Below are 16,268 nucleotides of genomic sequence, written 5' to 3'. Positions count from 1 at the left end.
GGTCGTCACGGCATGGGGAGGATCAGCTCTTGCGGGTGAACTCCCGTACCGCGGTGGCGAATTGGGCAGGCTGGTCGAGCGGGAGGAGCGAGTAGCTGTCGGCGATCTCGACGAGGCTTCCCTGCGGCAGGATCTCGGCGAGCCGGCGGCCGTGCGCGGGCGGCATGACGCGGTCCTTCTCGGCCCACACCACCAGCGCGGGCCGGTCGAAGGAGGAGAGCCCCTCGCTCACGCCGACCAGCAGCTTCTTGTCGGCGGCGATACCGCGGAGCACCCGCACCGTGTCGCGCCGCACGTCGGCCTGGGCGAGGATCGGCTTGATCCAGTTCTTGCTGACGGCGTCGCCCCGCTTGGTGAGCCAGCCGAAGGCGATCGGCTGGCGCCGTACCAGCTTCAGCCGCATCTGCTGCATGAAAAGGCCGAAGAAGGTGGGCGACAACTTGCCGGTCATCACGACGGTCTTGCCGGTCAGCCCCGGCGGAAAGTTGTCGAATGCGTCGCAGGACGCCAGCACAATTGAGCCGACGCGCGGCGCGCCTTCGTCCACGAGCAATTGCACGACGGCGCCGCCGGTGTCATTGCCGACCAGGGTGACATTGTCCAGATCCAGCCGTTCGAGGAATTCCCCGACCAGCCGAGCGAGTCCGCGCGGCGAAAGGTCGGCGTCCTCCTTGACCGGCTTGGTGTGGGCGCCCATCGGCAGCACCGGCACCACGCACCGGTGGTCGGCGCGCAGATCGGCGACCACGTCCGCCCAGAGGGTCTCGTCCATCAGGAGGCCGTGCAGCAGGACGAGCACCGGCCCGTCGCCGCCGGTGTCCTGGTAGTCGATCGTCCCGGCCGAGAGTTCGATCTGTTCCATGGTCATACGTCAAACCCGTCTGTCGGCTCGCCGTGGCGGGGTTTATTCGACGGATGCTCCGTCAGCACTCCCCGCATTGGCCTCAGTTGGTGGTCAGCGGCTTGAGCATATCGAGCGGATTGCGCCCGCTCCAATGTCCGTCGACCGCGTACGGCCTGAGCCGCACGAACAGCGTTTCGTGGTGGAAATCGCGTTCCTCGTGCTTCTTCATCGCCCTGACGTGGCCGCCGGGGTAGGAACCGACCGTGTACTGGCGCATTTCCTTGACGCTGCGCCACAGCGAGAAGGTCGCCACCTGATTGGGCGGCCTGATCAGCGAGGTGCCCTCGAGGAAGGCGGGGTGGTGGGCGGCGTCGCGCTCGGCGTGCGAGGCGGCGGCGACGAACGGCACCACCCGGTTGAGGCGTACGCGGGCCAGGGTGAGCACCCCGATGGGGTGATCGTCCACGGGTATCTCGCGGCGCGGCAGCTCCAGCAGGCCGGGCCAGGCGCCGAGGGTGCGGACCGGCTCGAACCGGGCCCGCCAGCCGTTCTCGTACGGCTTGGCGACCGGGTGCGACAGGAAGCGGTCCAGCGCCTCGTCGTTGTCCCACGCGGCGATCATCGCGGCGCCGGTGGGCTTGACGTCGAACATCGCGCTCTGCGAGCGCAGCGGGCTCATCAGGAAGGGGCTCGCCCAGTGCAGGCCCTCGTGCGCCTCGGGCTTGGGCCCGTTGCGCAGGGCGCTCATGGCCTTGGCGGGGCCGACCTCGGCGAGGTGCAGGGACATGATCATGCCCGAGCCGATACGGGGTGTTTCCAGGTTCTCAGGCACGCTGGCAGTCGCCTTTCGTCGCGTGGGCGCTTCCGGATCTCATCGCGTGGGCTCTTCGACGGGCACGGCGGTCTTCTGGGTCACCAGCAGCCGCCCGGGGTCCTCGCCGGTCTCGCGCCCGATGATCTCGGTGGCGACGCGGCGGCCGGAGTAGATCGCCCCGGACATCGACCCGAACTCGTGGGGCACGGACTCCGCTCCGGCCCAGTGGATCCGGCCGACCGGCTGCTTGAGCGCGGGACCGTACTCGGTGTACAGACCGGGCGGGGCGTAGGCGTGGTAGCAGCCGCGGGTGTACGGCTCCGCCATCCAGTTCTGTTCCAGCAGGTCGTACGGCTTGCCCGCGCGCGGCCCGAAGAAGCGCTCCAGCTCCCGCAGGACCAGGGCGCGTCGCTCCCCCGCGGGCAGCTTGGCGACCTGCCGGGCGGGCGGCCCGGTGACGAAGCCGGTGAGGACGCCGGGTGTGCCGTCGGGCGGGCAACTGTCGACCGTGGCGCGTACCGGGCTGGAGTGGCTGATCACATGCCCGGTGAAGCCCTCGGCGCGCCAGAACGGCTCGTCGTACAGGGCCAGGTACTTGATGGCGGCGCCCATCGTCATGCGCTGGCTGACGTGGTCGCGGTGCTCGGGCAGCGGCGGGTCGTACTCGATCCGCCCGGCCAGCGGCACGGGCACGGCCATCACGACCCAGCGGCCGACCGCCTCGAATCCGGCGCCGCGCACCCGGACGTGCTCACCGGAGTGCTGGATGCTGCGGACCTCGGCGTTGAGGTACGTCTCGTCGTCGACGGTCTTCGCCAGGGTCGTCGCGAGGTTGTGCGAGCCGCCGACGAAGCGGTTCTCCAGGGTGCCGCCGGTGATCTGGGTCATGGCCCTGAACCCGCCGGTGCCGTTGGAGTAGTTGAGGACGTGCAGCAGGGAGACGTCGGCCGGTGCGGCGGCCATGCCCGCCTCGATCATCAGCCGCATCAGGGCCCGGCCGCCCTTGGTGCGGACATTGCGCTGCGTCCAGGACCACATGGTCTCGCTGTCCCACTGGGTGGCGTGCGGGGCCTCCCAGGGGGCGTCCTGCGGTACTTCGCGGCGCATCCGCTCGATGCGCAGCGCCGCCTGCCCGAAGTCCAGCAGCGTGGCCGCGCTGACCTTGGGCGCCATGCCCTTCCAGGGCTGCATCTTGCCGCCGTCGTCGATCAGCCGGTAGCCGGTGTCGTAGACCTTCGCGGTCTTGATGCCGACGGACTGGGCGGCCCGGTGGCTGATCGTCCCGGCCTGGCCGTAGAACTCACAGCCCAGTTCGGCGACCTTGCCGTCCCCGAGGGGCTTGCTCAGCGACCGGCCGCCGAGGCGGGAGCGGGCTTCGAGCAGCGCCACGCTCTTCCCGGCCATCTTCAGTTCGCGCGCGGCCGTGATCCCGGCAAAACCCGCACCGACGACGATCACATCGGCTTCTATCGATGGGTACTCGCTGATGTCGTGCAATGCCCTCTCCTACAGTTCGGGTGTCGATCCGCGCTGGGTTCCGCCGTGCACCGGCCGTGACGTGGACCGTGGTTACGCGCCGTCGCGCAGCACCACGTCCTGGCTGACCGCCTCCAGACCGCCGTTGTCGCGGTTCTTGATCATCTCGGTGAGGAGGTAGCGCCGGGCCTTGACGGTCGCGGTGCGCTGGAGGTCGTCGGGCGTGACCTCCAACGGGACGCCCAGGCCGGTGATCCCGGCGGAGGCGGACTTCCAGACCTCGGGGTCGAGGGACTTCCCGTCGCGCATGCAGACCACCGGGACCGGCTTGCCCTGCTCGTCGGGGACGACCACGATCTCCTCGGCGTTGGGAATCCGCTCCAGCAGCACGTCCTCGATCCACAGGCAGCTCTCGACGCCCTCGATCCGGTCCGCGATGCGGTCCAGGATCTCGATCTGCCCGAGCCGGCCGCGCCGCCCCCAGTCGCCGGTGTCGAACCACTTGCCGTGCCGCCGCTCGGCGAACTTCTCCGGCGTGCCCACGAACGACAGCGCGCGGGCCGGGGTCTTGACCTGGATCATGCCCGGTTCCGACTGGTCGGAGCGGCGCTTGCCGGTCTCCGGGTCGGCGATCCTGGCCCGGATGCCGGGCACCTCCCAGCCGACGCTGCGGGTGTCGCGACCCTTGAGCCGGCCGAACGAACCACGGGTGTACGGGCGGACCGACACCACCTGCGTCTCGGTCATGCCGTAGCACTGGAGCCAGACCGGGTACTTGCGCTTGGACGCGTCCAGCAGCGCCTGGATGGTGCGCGGGTGCATCGCGTCGAAGGAGTTGAAGTACAGCCGGATGCTGGAGAACGGCTCCGACGGATCGTCGATGATCCGCTCCCAGCCCATGAAGTTGTTGGGATGCGACTCCAGGATCGTGGGCCGGTACTGGGGCAGCAGCCGCAGCATCGTCTCCTCGTCGGGCCTGGCGATGCCCAGCAGCGGGGTGCCGCGCGAGAAGGACGCCATCTGCGTGATGGCGGCCCGCACATGGACGTGCGAGATGGCGCTGGCGAACAGCTCGTCGGGGGTGTGGAAGCCGGGGAAGATCGACTCCATCAGGGCGTTGTAGGACACGCCCTTGGCGGACGCCTCGGCGAGCTTGGACACCCCGGTGGTGCTCGACGTGTGGGTGATCAGCATCGGCTCGTCGTCCTTGAGCGGACTCGGCGCCGGAATCCGGCCGCCCCACAGGTCCGCCACCGGTATGCCGCCGTCGATGTCGGCGATGGCGGTCATGCCCAGGTGCCGCAGCCGCTCGCCGTCCAGCCGGGCGTACTTGGCGACCTCGGGGTCGGTGACCAGGAATTTCGCCTGGAGGCGCTCCAGCAGGATGTTGATGATGTCCGGGTCCAGGCGGGCCGACAGCAGCGCGGGGATCGCGCCGATCCTGGCGGTCGCCCAGGCCAGCGCCTGGATGTCGTAGTTGGGCGACTTGACGATCGCGACCCGGTCCCAGCGCTTGACGCCCGCGGACTTCAGGACGGCGGCCATCTGGTCGACCAGGGTGGCGAATTCGACGAAGTCGAGTTCGACGCGCTGCTCGGGGTCCCAGGTGAACGGCTGGTCGAGGTAGATCGGCACCCGGCCGTGCTTCTCGGCCGCGCGCTCGGCGACCAGGCCGACGTTGAGCGGCTTGACCAGGGCGACCCGGTCGGGCTTGAACTGGGCCTTGAGCATCTTGGCCGCGTCCAGACGCCGGGCGGAGAGCGGGATCTTGGACCGTGTCCGGTCGCCAGCGATCGAAACCATACGACTCATCCCTTCCTGCGGGTTGCCGTGCCGACACCCGTGCGATCGGTGGTTGCGTACTTGCGGCGCTCGTCCGCCATGAGCCGTTCGTATTCGTTGGGGTCGACCAGCAGATGGCCGGACGAGTCGTGGAACCGCTTGTCCTGGCGGCGGCGGGCGTTCCTCAGCTCCGACCACATCTGCGCGCGCGAGGGGAGGCTGACGGTCTCGGTCAGCAGGTCGCCGACCCACTCCGACTGGAACTCGGCCAGCGGCATCAGCGACATCATCGAGTGCAGCAGGCCGATGAAGTACAGGCCCTCGGTCTCCGGCGGCACCACCTGGTGGTAGAGCGCGGGCGCGTCCTCGCCGTCGCCGACGAGCGTGTCGTCGAGGAAGGGGTAGTCGATCTTGTAGCCGGTGCAGTGGATGATCACATCGGCCTCGGTCTCGGTGCCGTCCGAGAAGCGAACGGTACGGCCGTCGACCGTGTCGATCACCGGCTTGGCGGTGATCCTGCCGTGCGCGATGGCGGGCAGCAGCTCGCTGCTGGCGACCAGCGGCCCCTGCCCGACCTTGTACGGCGGGTCGGGCAGCCCGTACGCCGACATGTGGCCGTGCACCAGCTTGATCATCAACGTCACCAGCGGGCGCCGCTGTTCGACCGAGAGCTTCTTCATCATCGGCGACAGCTTGTCGATCGGGCCGCCTTCGAGGATCTTCGGGACGACGTAGTGGCCGGTGCGCACCGACAGGTACGTGGCCTCCGCGACGCGCGACACCTCGGTGGCGATGTCGGCGGAGGTGGCGCCGAGACCGATGATCACGACCTTCTTGCCCGCGAGGTCCGCCGGACCCTCGTAGTCGTAGGAGTGCATCTCGGTGCCGGTGAACTTGCCCTCGTACGAGCCGAAGAGCGGCAGCCCGTGCCGCCCGCCGGAGGCGACCATCACCGCGCGGTACAGATGCGTCGTGCCGTCGCCGAAGGTCACCGCCCAGCCGCCGCCCGCCGCCTGCTCGACCCGGCTGACCTCGGTGTCCAGTTGGATGTGCTCGCGCAGCCCGTAGTGGTCGACGTAGGAGTCGAAGTACCGCGCCACCTGGGTGTGGTGGGGGTAGTCCGGGTAGTCGTCCGGCATCGGGAAGCTCGGGAACTGCATGACGGTCTTGGAGGTGTTGGCGAACAGCGCCGGGTACGCGCAGCTCTTGCCGCCCTGCGCGGGATACCGCCACAAGCCGCCGAGTTCCGAGCGCCGCTCGTAGGCGTCGAAGGCGATGTCGCGGATCTTCAGCGAGCGGCACATCGCGATGCCCGCGGAGCCCGCGCCGATGACGCAGACCTTGTCCCTGCGGTCCTCGGGCGCGGCATCGGCCACCGGCTCGTGCGTGGTGGTCATCAGGACTCCCCCGCGCGCTCGGTGCTCGCCAGCGCCAGCAGTCCGAGCAGGGTCGCGGTGGCCGCCGCGCTGGTGTCGACCACGGTGGACTTCTTCAGCCGGCCCTTGCGGTGGCCGAGGATTCCGGCCGCGACGTCGAGGCCGTCGCAGAGGATGCCGGCCTTGAGCAGCAGCCTGCGGGTCTCGCCCCTGCTGGCCAGGACGCCCACGATCAGGGCGATGTTGCGGGCGGCGAACAGCCGGACCAGGTACTCGCCGTCGGCGTCCTCGTTGATGTGCAGCTTCTTCGCCCCGATGGCGGGCGCCAGGAACGCCGCCGCGCCGACCGTACGCAGGGTGCTGAGCAGAACAGCCGGCGTATCGCTCTTGTTCATAGTGATGCGAGTTCCTCTCGCGCCTCGGCCATCGACATCACGTCGTGGCACTGGGAGCCGGTGTCGGTGGGAATTCCTTGGCGAAGCCGGTGAGCCGGACGACGACTCCGGCCTGCCGCAACATCTCGATGTCCGTCTCGGGTTCCGCGGACTGCTCGGGGAACGAGATCCCGGCCGGCAGGTCCCGGCTCAGCACGCGCTCGGCCGCGCGGACCGCGCCCATCGCGCTGAGGTGGCCCTGGCCGCGGGTGTCGAGCAGATCGATGGAGACCGAGCGGTTCGCGCTGTGCGCGGTGACGGTGAGCCCGCAGAAGTCGCCGGTGCCCGCGCTCTGGAAGAGCGCCGCGCGCACCCCGTGCAGCGGCGGCTTGGTCAGCGCCCGCAGCGCGCCCGACCGCTTCAGCCCGATCATCGCGTACAGCGACGGCACGCTCTGGAGCGCGATGCGGGTCTCGACCGTCGGCACACCGAGGGTGAGCGGCACGGTGGTCTGCTCCAGCGTGCTCACATACGCGGCGGGCCGCTCGTTGCCGTCGGCGCAGCGCACCAGGCGGCGGCCGGTCAGCGGGTGCGTGGGCTGCCGCCTGCCGTCGCGCATCGCGTAGTACGGCCAGGCCAGCCGTTCGGCGAAGCCCCAGGAGTCGGGGCCGACCTTGTCGTCGGACGAGGACAGCACCGCGATCTCCACCCGCTCGGCCTGGCCGAGTTCGCGGACGGCCGCGGCGGCCATCAGCGCGTTGAGCCCGGCGTACCAGGCGCCGGACAACAGCACGGGGGACGTGGGCCGTTCACGCGAGACCGCGACGGTGACGTCGAGAATCCCGGCGTGGCCCGCGCGGTTGATGTCCGCGATCGGGATGCCCCGGCGCATGGCGTCCACGATGAGGTGGTCGCCGGGGTCGCTGACCACGGCGAGGACGGCCGCGGGCCGCTCGGGCAGCGCCCCCAGCGGGCGTTCGGCGCGTACGTCGATGACGGCGGTGCTCGCGCCGATCCGCGCGGCCAGCGCCGTCGCCCGTTCGGGGTTGCGGCCCGCCAGCACGATCGGCAGGTCGGGGTGGCGCTGCCGGATCAGCCGCGCCGCGTGCTCGCCCACCACTCCGTAACCGCCCACGATGAGCAGCGGCGGCCGGGCGGCGGCGCGTCTGGGTCTACTGGCCATGGCTCACCGCGCCGCTGATCGTGGTGTCCGGCTTGCGCTCCTCGCCGCGCTCCTCCGCCGCCCGCGCGAACAGCTCGCGGGCCACCCGGCGGCCGGAGTCGACGGCGCCGCCCATCGAACCCATCTGGTGGACACCGCTCTCGGTGCCCGCCCAGTGGATCCGGCCGATCGGCTCGCGCAGCGCCTTGCCGTACGCCGTGTACAGTCCGGGCGGGCCGAAGCCGTGGTAGCAGCCGCGGGTGAACTCCTCGTCCAGCCAGTTCTGTTCGACGAATTCGCGGGGCTTGCCCGCCTTCGCGCCGAGCCCGGCGACCAGTCCGTCGAGTACGGCGGTACGCCGCTCGGACGGCGACAGGCGGGTCAGCGCGCGGGCGGCGGAGCCGGTGACGAAGGCCGACATCACGCCGGGGCTGCCGTCGGCGGGCGAGGTGTCGAAGGCGACCCGGAACGGGCCGTCGCTGCTGGTGATCTGGCCGCTGAGCCCGGCGGCGCGCCAGAACGGCTCGTCGTAGACCGCCAGGCACTTCATGGCGGCGCCCGCGGGCATCCGCTGCGCGAACTGGTCGCGGTAGCCGGGCAGCGAGGGCGCGTAGGTGATGCGTCCGGCGAGCGTGACCGGGATGGCGACGACGACCCACCGGCCGCGGTACTCGAAGCCGGGGCCCGAGACCACGACGGAGTCGGAGCGCTGCTCGATGGTGCGGACGGCGGCGCCGACGCGTACCTCGTCGGGCATCCGCGCGGCCATCTTCTTCGGGATGCTGTGCGCGCCGCCGTCGAAGCGGTAGCGCTGGATGCCGCCGCTGACCTCCAGCAGGTAGCGGAAGCCGCCGGAGGCGTTGGCGTAGTAGAGCACGTGCATCAGCGACAGGTCGGCCGGGCGGGCGCAGAAGGCGGCCTCGATCATCATGGTGATGAAGGCCCGCGCGGTGGAGGTGGTGACGTTGCGCTGCATCCACGACCAGAGGGTCTGGCTGTCCAGCTTCTCGGCGTTCGGCGCGTTCCACGGGCCGTCGGGCGGGACCGTGCGCGCCATGCGCTCGATCTTCAGGATCGCCTGGCCGAGGTCGGCGATGGCGGCCGGGCCCATCCGCCAGGGGAACAGGCCGGAGTACGCGTGGCGGCGGCCGTTGACGAAGGTGAGGCGTTCGCCCTCGTCGTAGCTGCGAAAGCCGGTCACGCCGACGGACTTGGCGGTCTCGGCGATCATCGTGCTCTTGTCGCCGAAGTACTCGCCGCCCAGGTCGACCGCCTTGCCGCCGCCCACGTCGAGGCCCTTGAGCCGTCCGCCGACGCGCTCGCGCGCTTCGAGCGTCTTGACGGTCCACCCGGCCTCTTTCAGCTCGCGGGTCGCCGTCAGTCCCGCCAGGCCCGCGCCGACGACGATGACATCGGCTTCCGCGCTGGGCTCGTCTGTCACATGCAGCACGTTCAGACCTCCGCGTTCTTCTGATCGGCGTCTTTCACTACGGAGCCGGCGGAGCCGTTGGAGCCGGTGGTCCCGTTCGCGCCGGCGGAGCCGTTGGAGCCGTTCTGCGGGGCCGGGGCCGGGAGCGGGTCGGCGGCGGCGGACGGGACGGGCCGTACGCGTACCGGCGGGGCCGCGGTGACGTCGGAGGACACCAACTGCGGGTGGCGGTTGATCCACCGGCGGCGCGGCTCGCGGGCCAGCAGCTTGACGGTCTCCCGCACCAGCGGCAGCCGCTTGTGCTTGCCGGACAGCATCATCCGTCCGGTGATCACGGCCATGTCGGTCAGCGGGAAGACCTCGTAGTACTTCGAGCGGTGGTGGTAGAGGTCGAGGAAGCGGCCGATCTCGCCGCGCTCGGCCATGCCCTTGAGCGCCTCGGGGACGGCGGCGGGCAGCGCGCCCGCCTCGCCGAGGATGTTCGCGAGCCAGTAGTGGCCCTCGAAGCGGCGGTCGCGCCACTGCGTCCACTGCCGCAGCGTCTCGTCCTGGCCGAGCGCCGACACACCGGGGCCCGAGCGGCCGAGGGCGGCGACGATGGCGGGCGCGAGGCGCTCCACCTGGCGGAAGGCGTCGCCGATGCCGCGGCCGGCGGAGGGGTCCTTGAAGTGGCCCGCGTCGCCGACCAGCACCCAGCCGGGTCCGGAGGACTGCCGGAAGTAGCCCTCGAATTTGACGATCCCGGAGATCTTGGTGGCGATCTTCGCGTCGGCCAGCGCCTCCGCGGTCGGTTCGCAGGACCGCATGTGGGCCAGCAGGCCCGCTTCGGTGTTGCGCCGGAAGTACTCGCGTTCGTGTCCCTCGGGAGACACGCCGACCAGGTACAGGCCGTTGTCCGCGGGGCCCGCCCACACCATCCGGTCGCCCCAGCGGTGGAAGACGAAGGTGTCGTCGGAGGACGGGTGGGCGCCCTCGAAGAAGGTGAAGTAGTAGGAGCGTTCGTTGGGTACAACGTTGTATTTGCGCGAGCCGACCATGTACGCGACCGTCGAGTTGCGGCCGTCCGCGCCCACGACGAGCGGCGCGCGCAGCACCGTCTCCTTGCCGTCGTGCTGGGCGCGCACACCGGCCACCCGGCCGCGCTCCCAGATCATTTCGACGACCTTGGTGCCCATCCTGACGTCGGCACCGGCCTCGACCGCGGCCTCGTGGAGGATCGAGTCGAGCAGGTGCCGACGCAGGAAGGTCGCGCCGCCCACGTCGTCGAAACGCAGCGGGAACTGCGAGACGACGTGGAAGTCGTTGAGCTTGGTGTCGGCGCGGCGCATGAAACGCACACCGGTCTTCTCGACGGAGTCGAGCACACCGAGGCGTTTGAGGAACAGGAGTCCGTCGGCCTCCATGAGGTGCGAGGAGAGCACCTCACGGGGGAACGTCGCCTGCTCGACCACGACGACCTTCAGGCCCGCGCGCGAGAGCAGCGTGGCGAGCGGCGACCCGGCACAGCGGGCGCCCACGATGATGACGTCGAAGTGCTCGGCGTCCGTACGGTTTCGCCGGATTTCGCTCCCGGCCAGGCCCTTGGTCGTCATGGTCTTAGCTCCGCGCCCTTTCGCCGGCCGGGACGATCTGCGAGTCCAGCGGACGCGGATCACCGTCACCCCACGAAATGCCCTGGAGGTGCGTGGTGCGCAGTCCCGCGTAGTTCAGCTCTCCGTACGGTCCGCCGGTGAGGCCGTTGCCACCGTGGGTGGAGAGGATGGAGTTGAACCCGATGTGCGAGTCGTTGACCTTCAGCAGGCCGCCGTTGGTCACGCCGTCGGCGAACCGGTGAGCGGTCTGCTCGTCGCCGGTCCACACCGAGTTGCGCAGCCCGTACTTGTTGGCGTTGAGGAAGTCGATGATGTCTTCCAGCAGCGCGTCGTCGTCCGTGGTCGCCTCGGGCACCACGACCGGCAGCAGCGGGAAGAAGGTCTCCTCGCGTACGCAGGACAGGTCCCGCGACTCGGTGAGTCCGTCGACCCTGACCACCGTCGGCAGGCAGAACATCCCGGTGCTCGATGTCTCGCCGTCGACGTCCACGCGCGTGCCGCCGCAGAGCACGGACGCGCCCTTGGTCTCGGCCTCGGACAGGAAGTCGAAGAAGCCGTCGACCTTCAGTACCGGGCTGAGCAGGATCTCCGGGTTCTCCGGGTAGCCGGGCACGATGGCCTTGGCGCGCTCCACGAACACCTCGAGGAAGCGGTCGGCGACCTCGGGGTGCACGATCGCGTACTTCGGCACCATGCAGATCTGGCTGGAGCCGTAGAACGACTCCTCCAGGGCCCGCGCGGCGGCTTCGAGATCCGCGTCCTTCCAGACCACGAAGCCGTCGTTGCCCGCGAGTTCCAGGATCGCCTTCTTGCCGTTGCGCAGACAGTCCTCGCCGAGCTTGAGGCCCGCGGCGCTGTCGCCGAAGAACAGGATGTCGTCCACCAGCGGGCTGGCGAGCCAGGTCCGCAGCACGGCCTCGGTGTGACCGCAGATCACATTGAGCGTCCCCGGAGGGGCGCCGTGCTTCTCCAGGATCGGCGCGAGGATGTCGCGGTAGACGAACATCACGCTCAGCGGCGTGGTGCGCGGCGCCTTCACCACCAGCGTGTTGCCCGCCAGGAGGGCGAGCACGCCCAGCGTGGAGTTCGAACCCGCCGCGTTCTGCGGGGGGTTGACGCACACCACGCCGTCGGGCTTGCGCACCAGTTCCAGCGTGCGGCCCTGCGGCGCGAACTCCTGGTGGAGCTGGCTCTCGTACCAGCGGACCGTCGGCTCGTCGCAGCAGCGCAGCATGCCGCTGACTTCCCACTGGGCGAGCCGGCGCGGGTGCCCCTCGGCGATCAGGATGTCGATGAGTTCCTCTGACCGTTCGGCCAGCGTCTCGTTGAACTCCAGGACGATCTGACTGCGGGTCTCCTGCGGGAGGAGCCGGAAGGTCCGGCTCGCCCTGCGGGCCGCTTCCAGCGCCCGGTCGTTGTCCTCGGGGGCGCCCACCGCGCACCGGGCCACCACGGCCTCGGTCGACTCCACGGGCCGCCCGAGTTCCAGCGCCCGCTTGAGGTTGAACGTCGGGCGGTTCTCCTTCAGGTACGCCGAGGCGCGCAGGACGTACGTCCATCGAGCACCCTCGACGTCCTTGCCGTCGATGTACTGAGGGTAGGACCTCATGCCTGGAGGCCCTCCATGCTGGGGGCGACGAAGTCTTCCTTCTCGACGTCGCGCAGCAGGCCCTCGTTGTACCGGCCGTACGCGCCCAGGTCCAGCAGGCCGTGGCCGCTGTAGTTGAACACGATGGTGGCCTCGCGCCCGGTCCGCTTGCACTCCAGGGCCTTGTCGATGACGGCCCGGATGGCGTGCGAGGTCTCGGGGGCCGGGAGGTAGCCCTGGAGCTTCGCGAACGTGGTGCCCGCGTCGAAGACGGACACCTGCCCGTACGCCTCGGCGTCGAGCAGCCCCTCGTGCCGCATGAGACCCACGATCGGGGCGCAACCGTGGTAGCGCAGGCCGCCCGCGTGGATGGGCGGCGGCACGAACTCGTGGCCGAGGGTGTAGGTGTGCACACCGGGGCCGCGGCCGTTGGAGTCGGCGAAGTCCAGCCGGTACTCGCCGTAGGTCAGCGGCGCGCACGCCTCCGGCTCGGCGGCCAGGATGGTGATGTCGGCGCCGTTGAGCTTGTCCTCGACGAAGGGCGAGGCGAAGCCGCTGAGGTTGGACCCGCAACCGACCGAGGCGATCAGGTAGTCGGGGGTGCGGCCGATCATCCTGAGCTGTTCCTTCAGCTCCAGGCCGATCACCGAGTGGTGCAGCAGGCAGTGGTTGGAGAAGGCGCCGACCGCGAAGCGGGTGCCCTCGTCGGCGTCGACGCACTCCAGCGCCTCGCTGACCGCGGTGGCCTCGCTGCCGGGGTGGTCGGGGTACTCCGCGAGGAGCTTGCGGCCGTAGTCCGTGGTGTCGCCGGGGCTGGGCCGCACCTCGGCGCCGTAGGTCTCCATCAGATTCCGGCGGTACGGCTTGGTGTGGTAGCTCGCCCGCACCATGAAGACCGTGAGGTCGAGGCCGAAGATCTGGCAGGCGATGGCCAGGGCGCTGCCCCACTGGCCGGCGCCGGTGTCGGTGACCAGCCGGGTGTGGCCGTCGCGCTTGGCGTAGTACGCCTGCGCGAGGGCGGAGTTGAGCTTGTGGCTGCCGCTGGGCGAGGTGGCCTCGTACTTGAACCAGATCTGGGCCGGAGTGCCCAGTTCCCGCTCCAGCGCGACGGCGCGGATCAGCGGGGTCGGCCGCCAGAGCTTGTACGCCTCGCGTACCGGCTCGGGGATCGTGATCCAGCGCTCCAGCGAGGTCTCCTGCGCGGCCATCGACTTGACGAACAGCCGCTCCAGCCACTCCCGCGTGACCTTCTTGCCGGTGGAGTTGTCGATGTACTCCTCGGGCAAGCGGGGCAGATCCGGGATGACGTTGTACCAACGGGTGGGAATCTTATCGACCGGAAGATCGACACGGTCGATTAAGCCGAGCGGCTTCATACCTTGCGTCCCCTTAAGAGCGTGGTTGCTGACGAAATGCAGTGACACTCGTACGGACCTGCGCATGCCTGACCGGGCCGGCACCCTCGTGGGGAATTGATTTCCGGCATGACAAAGTCAGGCATTGGGCTTTTGGGTGCGAAAAATCTCGGCGGGAGGAACGGTGAAGCGCGGTGGAGTCGTGCCTCGGCACAACGATTACTCAGTGCCTCGGCGGCGCGTCAGGCTCCAGCCGAAGTCACGAGTTGTGCGAGATCACGGATTGCTGTTCCCGTGGATTCGTGCCCGAAGGCACGGAGGGACGGGATGTCCGGACGTCACCGGCCGTACGGCCTGGTGGTGCGGGGTCGATCAACCGTGCATGAGAGGCCGACCAGGTGTCGGACCTCGAATATTCTCGTGCCAGCACTCGCATACCCCCGTATCAGTACTGGAATTGTTTGACAGCCTAGCGTCCGGCAGTTCCGATGGCAATACCATACTGGAACGCGTCCCGATGACCGGAACTCATCCCGGTGACCAGCGCATTTCCCCTGCGGGAGTCACAATGGGCTGGTCACCGGGACGCCGTCGCATTACTGACCAGATCGGTCAAAGTGAATTCCTGTGAAGCCCGGCGACAACGACAGTGGCGGCGGGCCGCTTCCGCGGGCCCGCCGCCACTGTCACGCTCGCCGTGCGGACGCCTGTCGTACGGCGCCGCGGGCGGTTCTCCTGAGCCGGGTCAGTGCCGCCCGGCACCGTCCTCCTGAGCCGGGTCAGTGCCGCCCGGCGGGTTCCGTCAGCGCTGTCCGGCCGGCGCCGTCTCGCGGACGGACTCCCCGCCCTCTTCCGGCAGCTCGGGCAGGATGCCGGTCAACGCGCTCTCGTGCAGGTCCTTGTGGCGCAGCGTCAGCGCGGCGATCACCGCGGCGACGAAGGCGAACACGGCGCACAGGGTCATGGCGTCGTGGAAGCCGGTGGTGAACGCGTCGCGCCCGGCGGCCAGCACCTTGTCGGCCAGGCCGGGGCCCGCCGAGTGCGCGGCCTCGTCGATGCTGCCCGCGCTGATCCCGTTGGCGATCTTGTCGCTCTGGGCGCTGGTGAGCGTGGCCGCGGCGTCGGACGCCTTGAAGGCGCTGGTGACGTGGTTCTCGAAGAACGCGCCCGCGACCGCGATGCCCAGAGCCGTTCCCACCTGCTGGAACGTCTCGCTGATACCTGAGGCGACACCGGCCTTGGCCGGTTCCGCGACACCGATGGCGAGCGCCGCGCGGGTCGGGTTGAACAGGCCGAAGGCCAGGCCGATGACCACCAGGGCGGGGATGAGCGAGGTCCAACTGTCGCCCGCGCCGCTGAGGTGGATGAGCAACAGGCCGATGCCCAGGGCGAATTGGGAGGTGGCCATGATGACCCGGAACGGCACCTTGCCGGTGAGCCCGCCGGCCAGCGCGCCGAAGAAGAACATCGCCAGCGTCAGCGGCAGGAAGCGCAGGCCGGCGGACCAGGCGGAAGCGCCCTCGACGCTCTGCAAATACGTCGTGACCAGGAAGATCGGCGGCAGACCCGCGGCGTTGGCCAGGAAGGTCGTCGCGGACAGGCCGAGGAAGGTGCGGTTGCGGAAGAGCTGGGTGTCGAACATCGCCTGCTCGCCGCGGGAGCGCGCGACCGCGAGGAAGACCGCCAGGCACACCGCGGCCACCGCGTACAGCGCGATGTTGCTGCCGGAGAACCAGCCGTCGGTGTTGCCGCGGATGATGGCCAGCACCAGGGCGGCCAGCGAGAGCGTGAAGGAGACCATGCCGACGAAGTCGGGGGCGGCGGCGCTGGGCAGCCGCGATTCACGGACCTGGCGCATCGCGATCAGGACGGTGATCAGGCCGACCGGCACATTCAGATAGAAGATCCAGCGCCAACCGGGGCCATTGGTCAGCGCGCCGCCGATCAGCGGTCCCGTGGCGACGGCGAGACCCACCGCGGCGCCGAACGCGCTGAACGCGGTGGCGCGTTCCTTGCCGCGGAACTCATGACCGAGCAGAGCGGGGCCCACGGCGAACATGATGGCCGCGCCGACACCCTGGACTCCGCGGCTGACATTCAATACCCCGATATCCCCGGCCAGTCCGCAGGCGAGAGAAGCCGCGGTGAAGATGATCAGGCCGATCAGGAAGAGCCGCTTGCGGCCGGTCCTGTCCGCCACCGATCCGGCGGTCACGAGGAAAGCCGCGAGCGTCAGCGCATACGCGTCGAACACCCACTGCATACCGCTGAAGCTGGCGTGCAGTGAATCATGAATGCCGGGCAGGGCGACCGAGACCACACTCAGGTCCAGCATCAGCATGAATGTGCCGACGGATACCACTGCCAGGGTCCACCACCTTAAAGCAGCGGGGGGGTGGGGCGTTTCGGTCATGCCGACTCCAGAGTGTGGAAAGTCGCCGTATCCGGCGAATCTGGCTGCTGACTATGGATGGTG

The 16,268-nt window shown here is 69.7% G+C and carries 12 protein-coding genes; all 12 read right to left on the bottom strand.

What is annotated here, in order from left to right:
* Positions 1-22: 22 nt before the first annotated feature.
* The 12 genes from ACZ37P_RS27000 to ACZ37P_RS26945 all read right to left on the bottom strand — a co-directional run bounded on the left by ACZ37P_RS27000 (position 23) and on the right by ACZ37P_RS26945 (position 16,127).
* Positions 23-868 (bottom strand): alpha/beta fold hydrolase, encoded by an 846-nt coding sequence (locus tag ACZ37P_RS27000; protein WP_391044487.1) that lies wholly within the window; start codon positions 866-868, stop codon positions 23-25.
* A gap of 76 nt (positions 869-944) precedes the next feature.
* Complete coding sequence (locus tag ACZ37P_RS26995) at positions 945-1,676, bottom strand: spheroidene monooxygenase (protein WP_355344294.1); 732 nt, start codon at positions 1,674-1,676, stop codon at positions 945-947.
* A 39-nt stretch (positions 1,677-1,715) separates the two neighbouring features.
* A complete protein-coding gene (locus tag ACZ37P_RS26990; protein WP_391044485.1) occupies positions 1,716-3,155 on the bottom strand; it encodes a flavin monoamine oxidase family protein in 1,440 nt (479 codons plus the stop codon).
* A gap of 72 nt (positions 3,156-3,227) precedes the next feature.
* Positions 3,228-4,937 (bottom strand): class I adenylate-forming enzyme family protein, encoded by a 1,710-nt coding sequence (locus ACZ37P_RS26985; protein WP_355344300.1) that lies wholly within the window; start codon positions 4,935-4,937, stop codon positions 3,228-3,230.
* Between the two features lie 5 nt (positions 4,938-4,942).
* Positions 4,943-6,313, bottom strand: coding sequence for a flavin-containing monooxygenase (locus tag ACZ37P_RS26980; RefSeq protein ID WP_467349020.1), 1,371 nt, complete (start codon positions 6,311-6,313; stop codon positions 4,943-4,945).
* Positions 6,313-6,687 carry a hypothetical protein gene (locus tag ACZ37P_RS26975; protein ID WP_188281828.1) on the bottom strand — a complete coding sequence of 125 codons (375 nt, stop codon included), beginning with the start codon at positions 6,685-6,687 and terminating at the stop codon, positions 6,313-6,315. Before ACZ37P_RS26975 ends, ACZ37P_RS26980 begins: the two co-directional genes overlap by 1 nt.
* 37 nt (positions 6,688-6,724) lie before the next feature.
* On the bottom strand, positions 6,725-7,849 hold the full coding sequence (locus tag ACZ37P_RS26970; RefSeq protein WP_355344312.1) for a saccharopine dehydrogenase family protein: 1,125 nt from the start codon (positions 7,847-7,849) through the stop codon (positions 6,725-6,727).
* Entirely contained in the window at positions 7,839-9,278 is a 1,440-nt protein-coding gene (locus tag ACZ37P_RS26965; protein ID WP_355344315.1) for a flavin monoamine oxidase family protein, read from the bottom strand. The genes ACZ37P_RS26970 and ACZ37P_RS26965 overlap by 11 nt, the downstream gene beginning before the upstream one ends.
* A 2-nt stretch (positions 9,279-9,280) precedes the next feature.
* Positions 9,281-10,849: an NAD(P)/FAD-dependent oxidoreductase gene (locus tag ACZ37P_RS26960; RefSeq protein ID WP_467349018.1), complete on the bottom strand. Its 1,569-nt coding sequence runs from the start codon at positions 10,847-10,849 to the stop codon at positions 9,281-9,283.
* Positions 10,850-10,853: 4 nt separating this feature from the next.
* On the bottom strand, positions 10,854-12,458 hold the full coding sequence (locus ACZ37P_RS26955) for an aldehyde dehydrogenase family protein (RefSeq protein ID WP_355344320.1): 1,605 nt from the start codon (positions 12,456-12,458) through the stop codon (positions 10,854-10,856).
* On the bottom strand, positions 12,455-13,813 hold the full coding sequence (locus tag ACZ37P_RS26950) for a TrpB-like pyridoxal phosphate-dependent enzyme (RefSeq protein WP_188281833.1): 1,359 nt from the start codon (positions 13,811-13,813) through the stop codon (positions 12,455-12,457). Before ACZ37P_RS26950 ends, ACZ37P_RS26955 begins: the two co-directional genes overlap by 4 nt.
* Before the next feature lie 781 nt (positions 13,814-14,594).
* Positions 14,595-16,127 (bottom strand): MFS transporter, encoded by a 1,533-nt coding sequence (locus ACZ37P_RS26945; RefSeq protein WP_467349016.1) that lies wholly within the window; start codon positions 16,125-16,127, stop codon positions 14,595-14,597.
* Between the last annotated feature and the right edge of the window lie 141 nt (positions 16,128-16,268).

The organism is Streptomyces sp. NPDC024632 (assembly GCF_055559175.1).
Note: the sequence above shows the minus strand (reverse complement) of the source record. Positions and strands in the feature narration are given on the sequence as shown.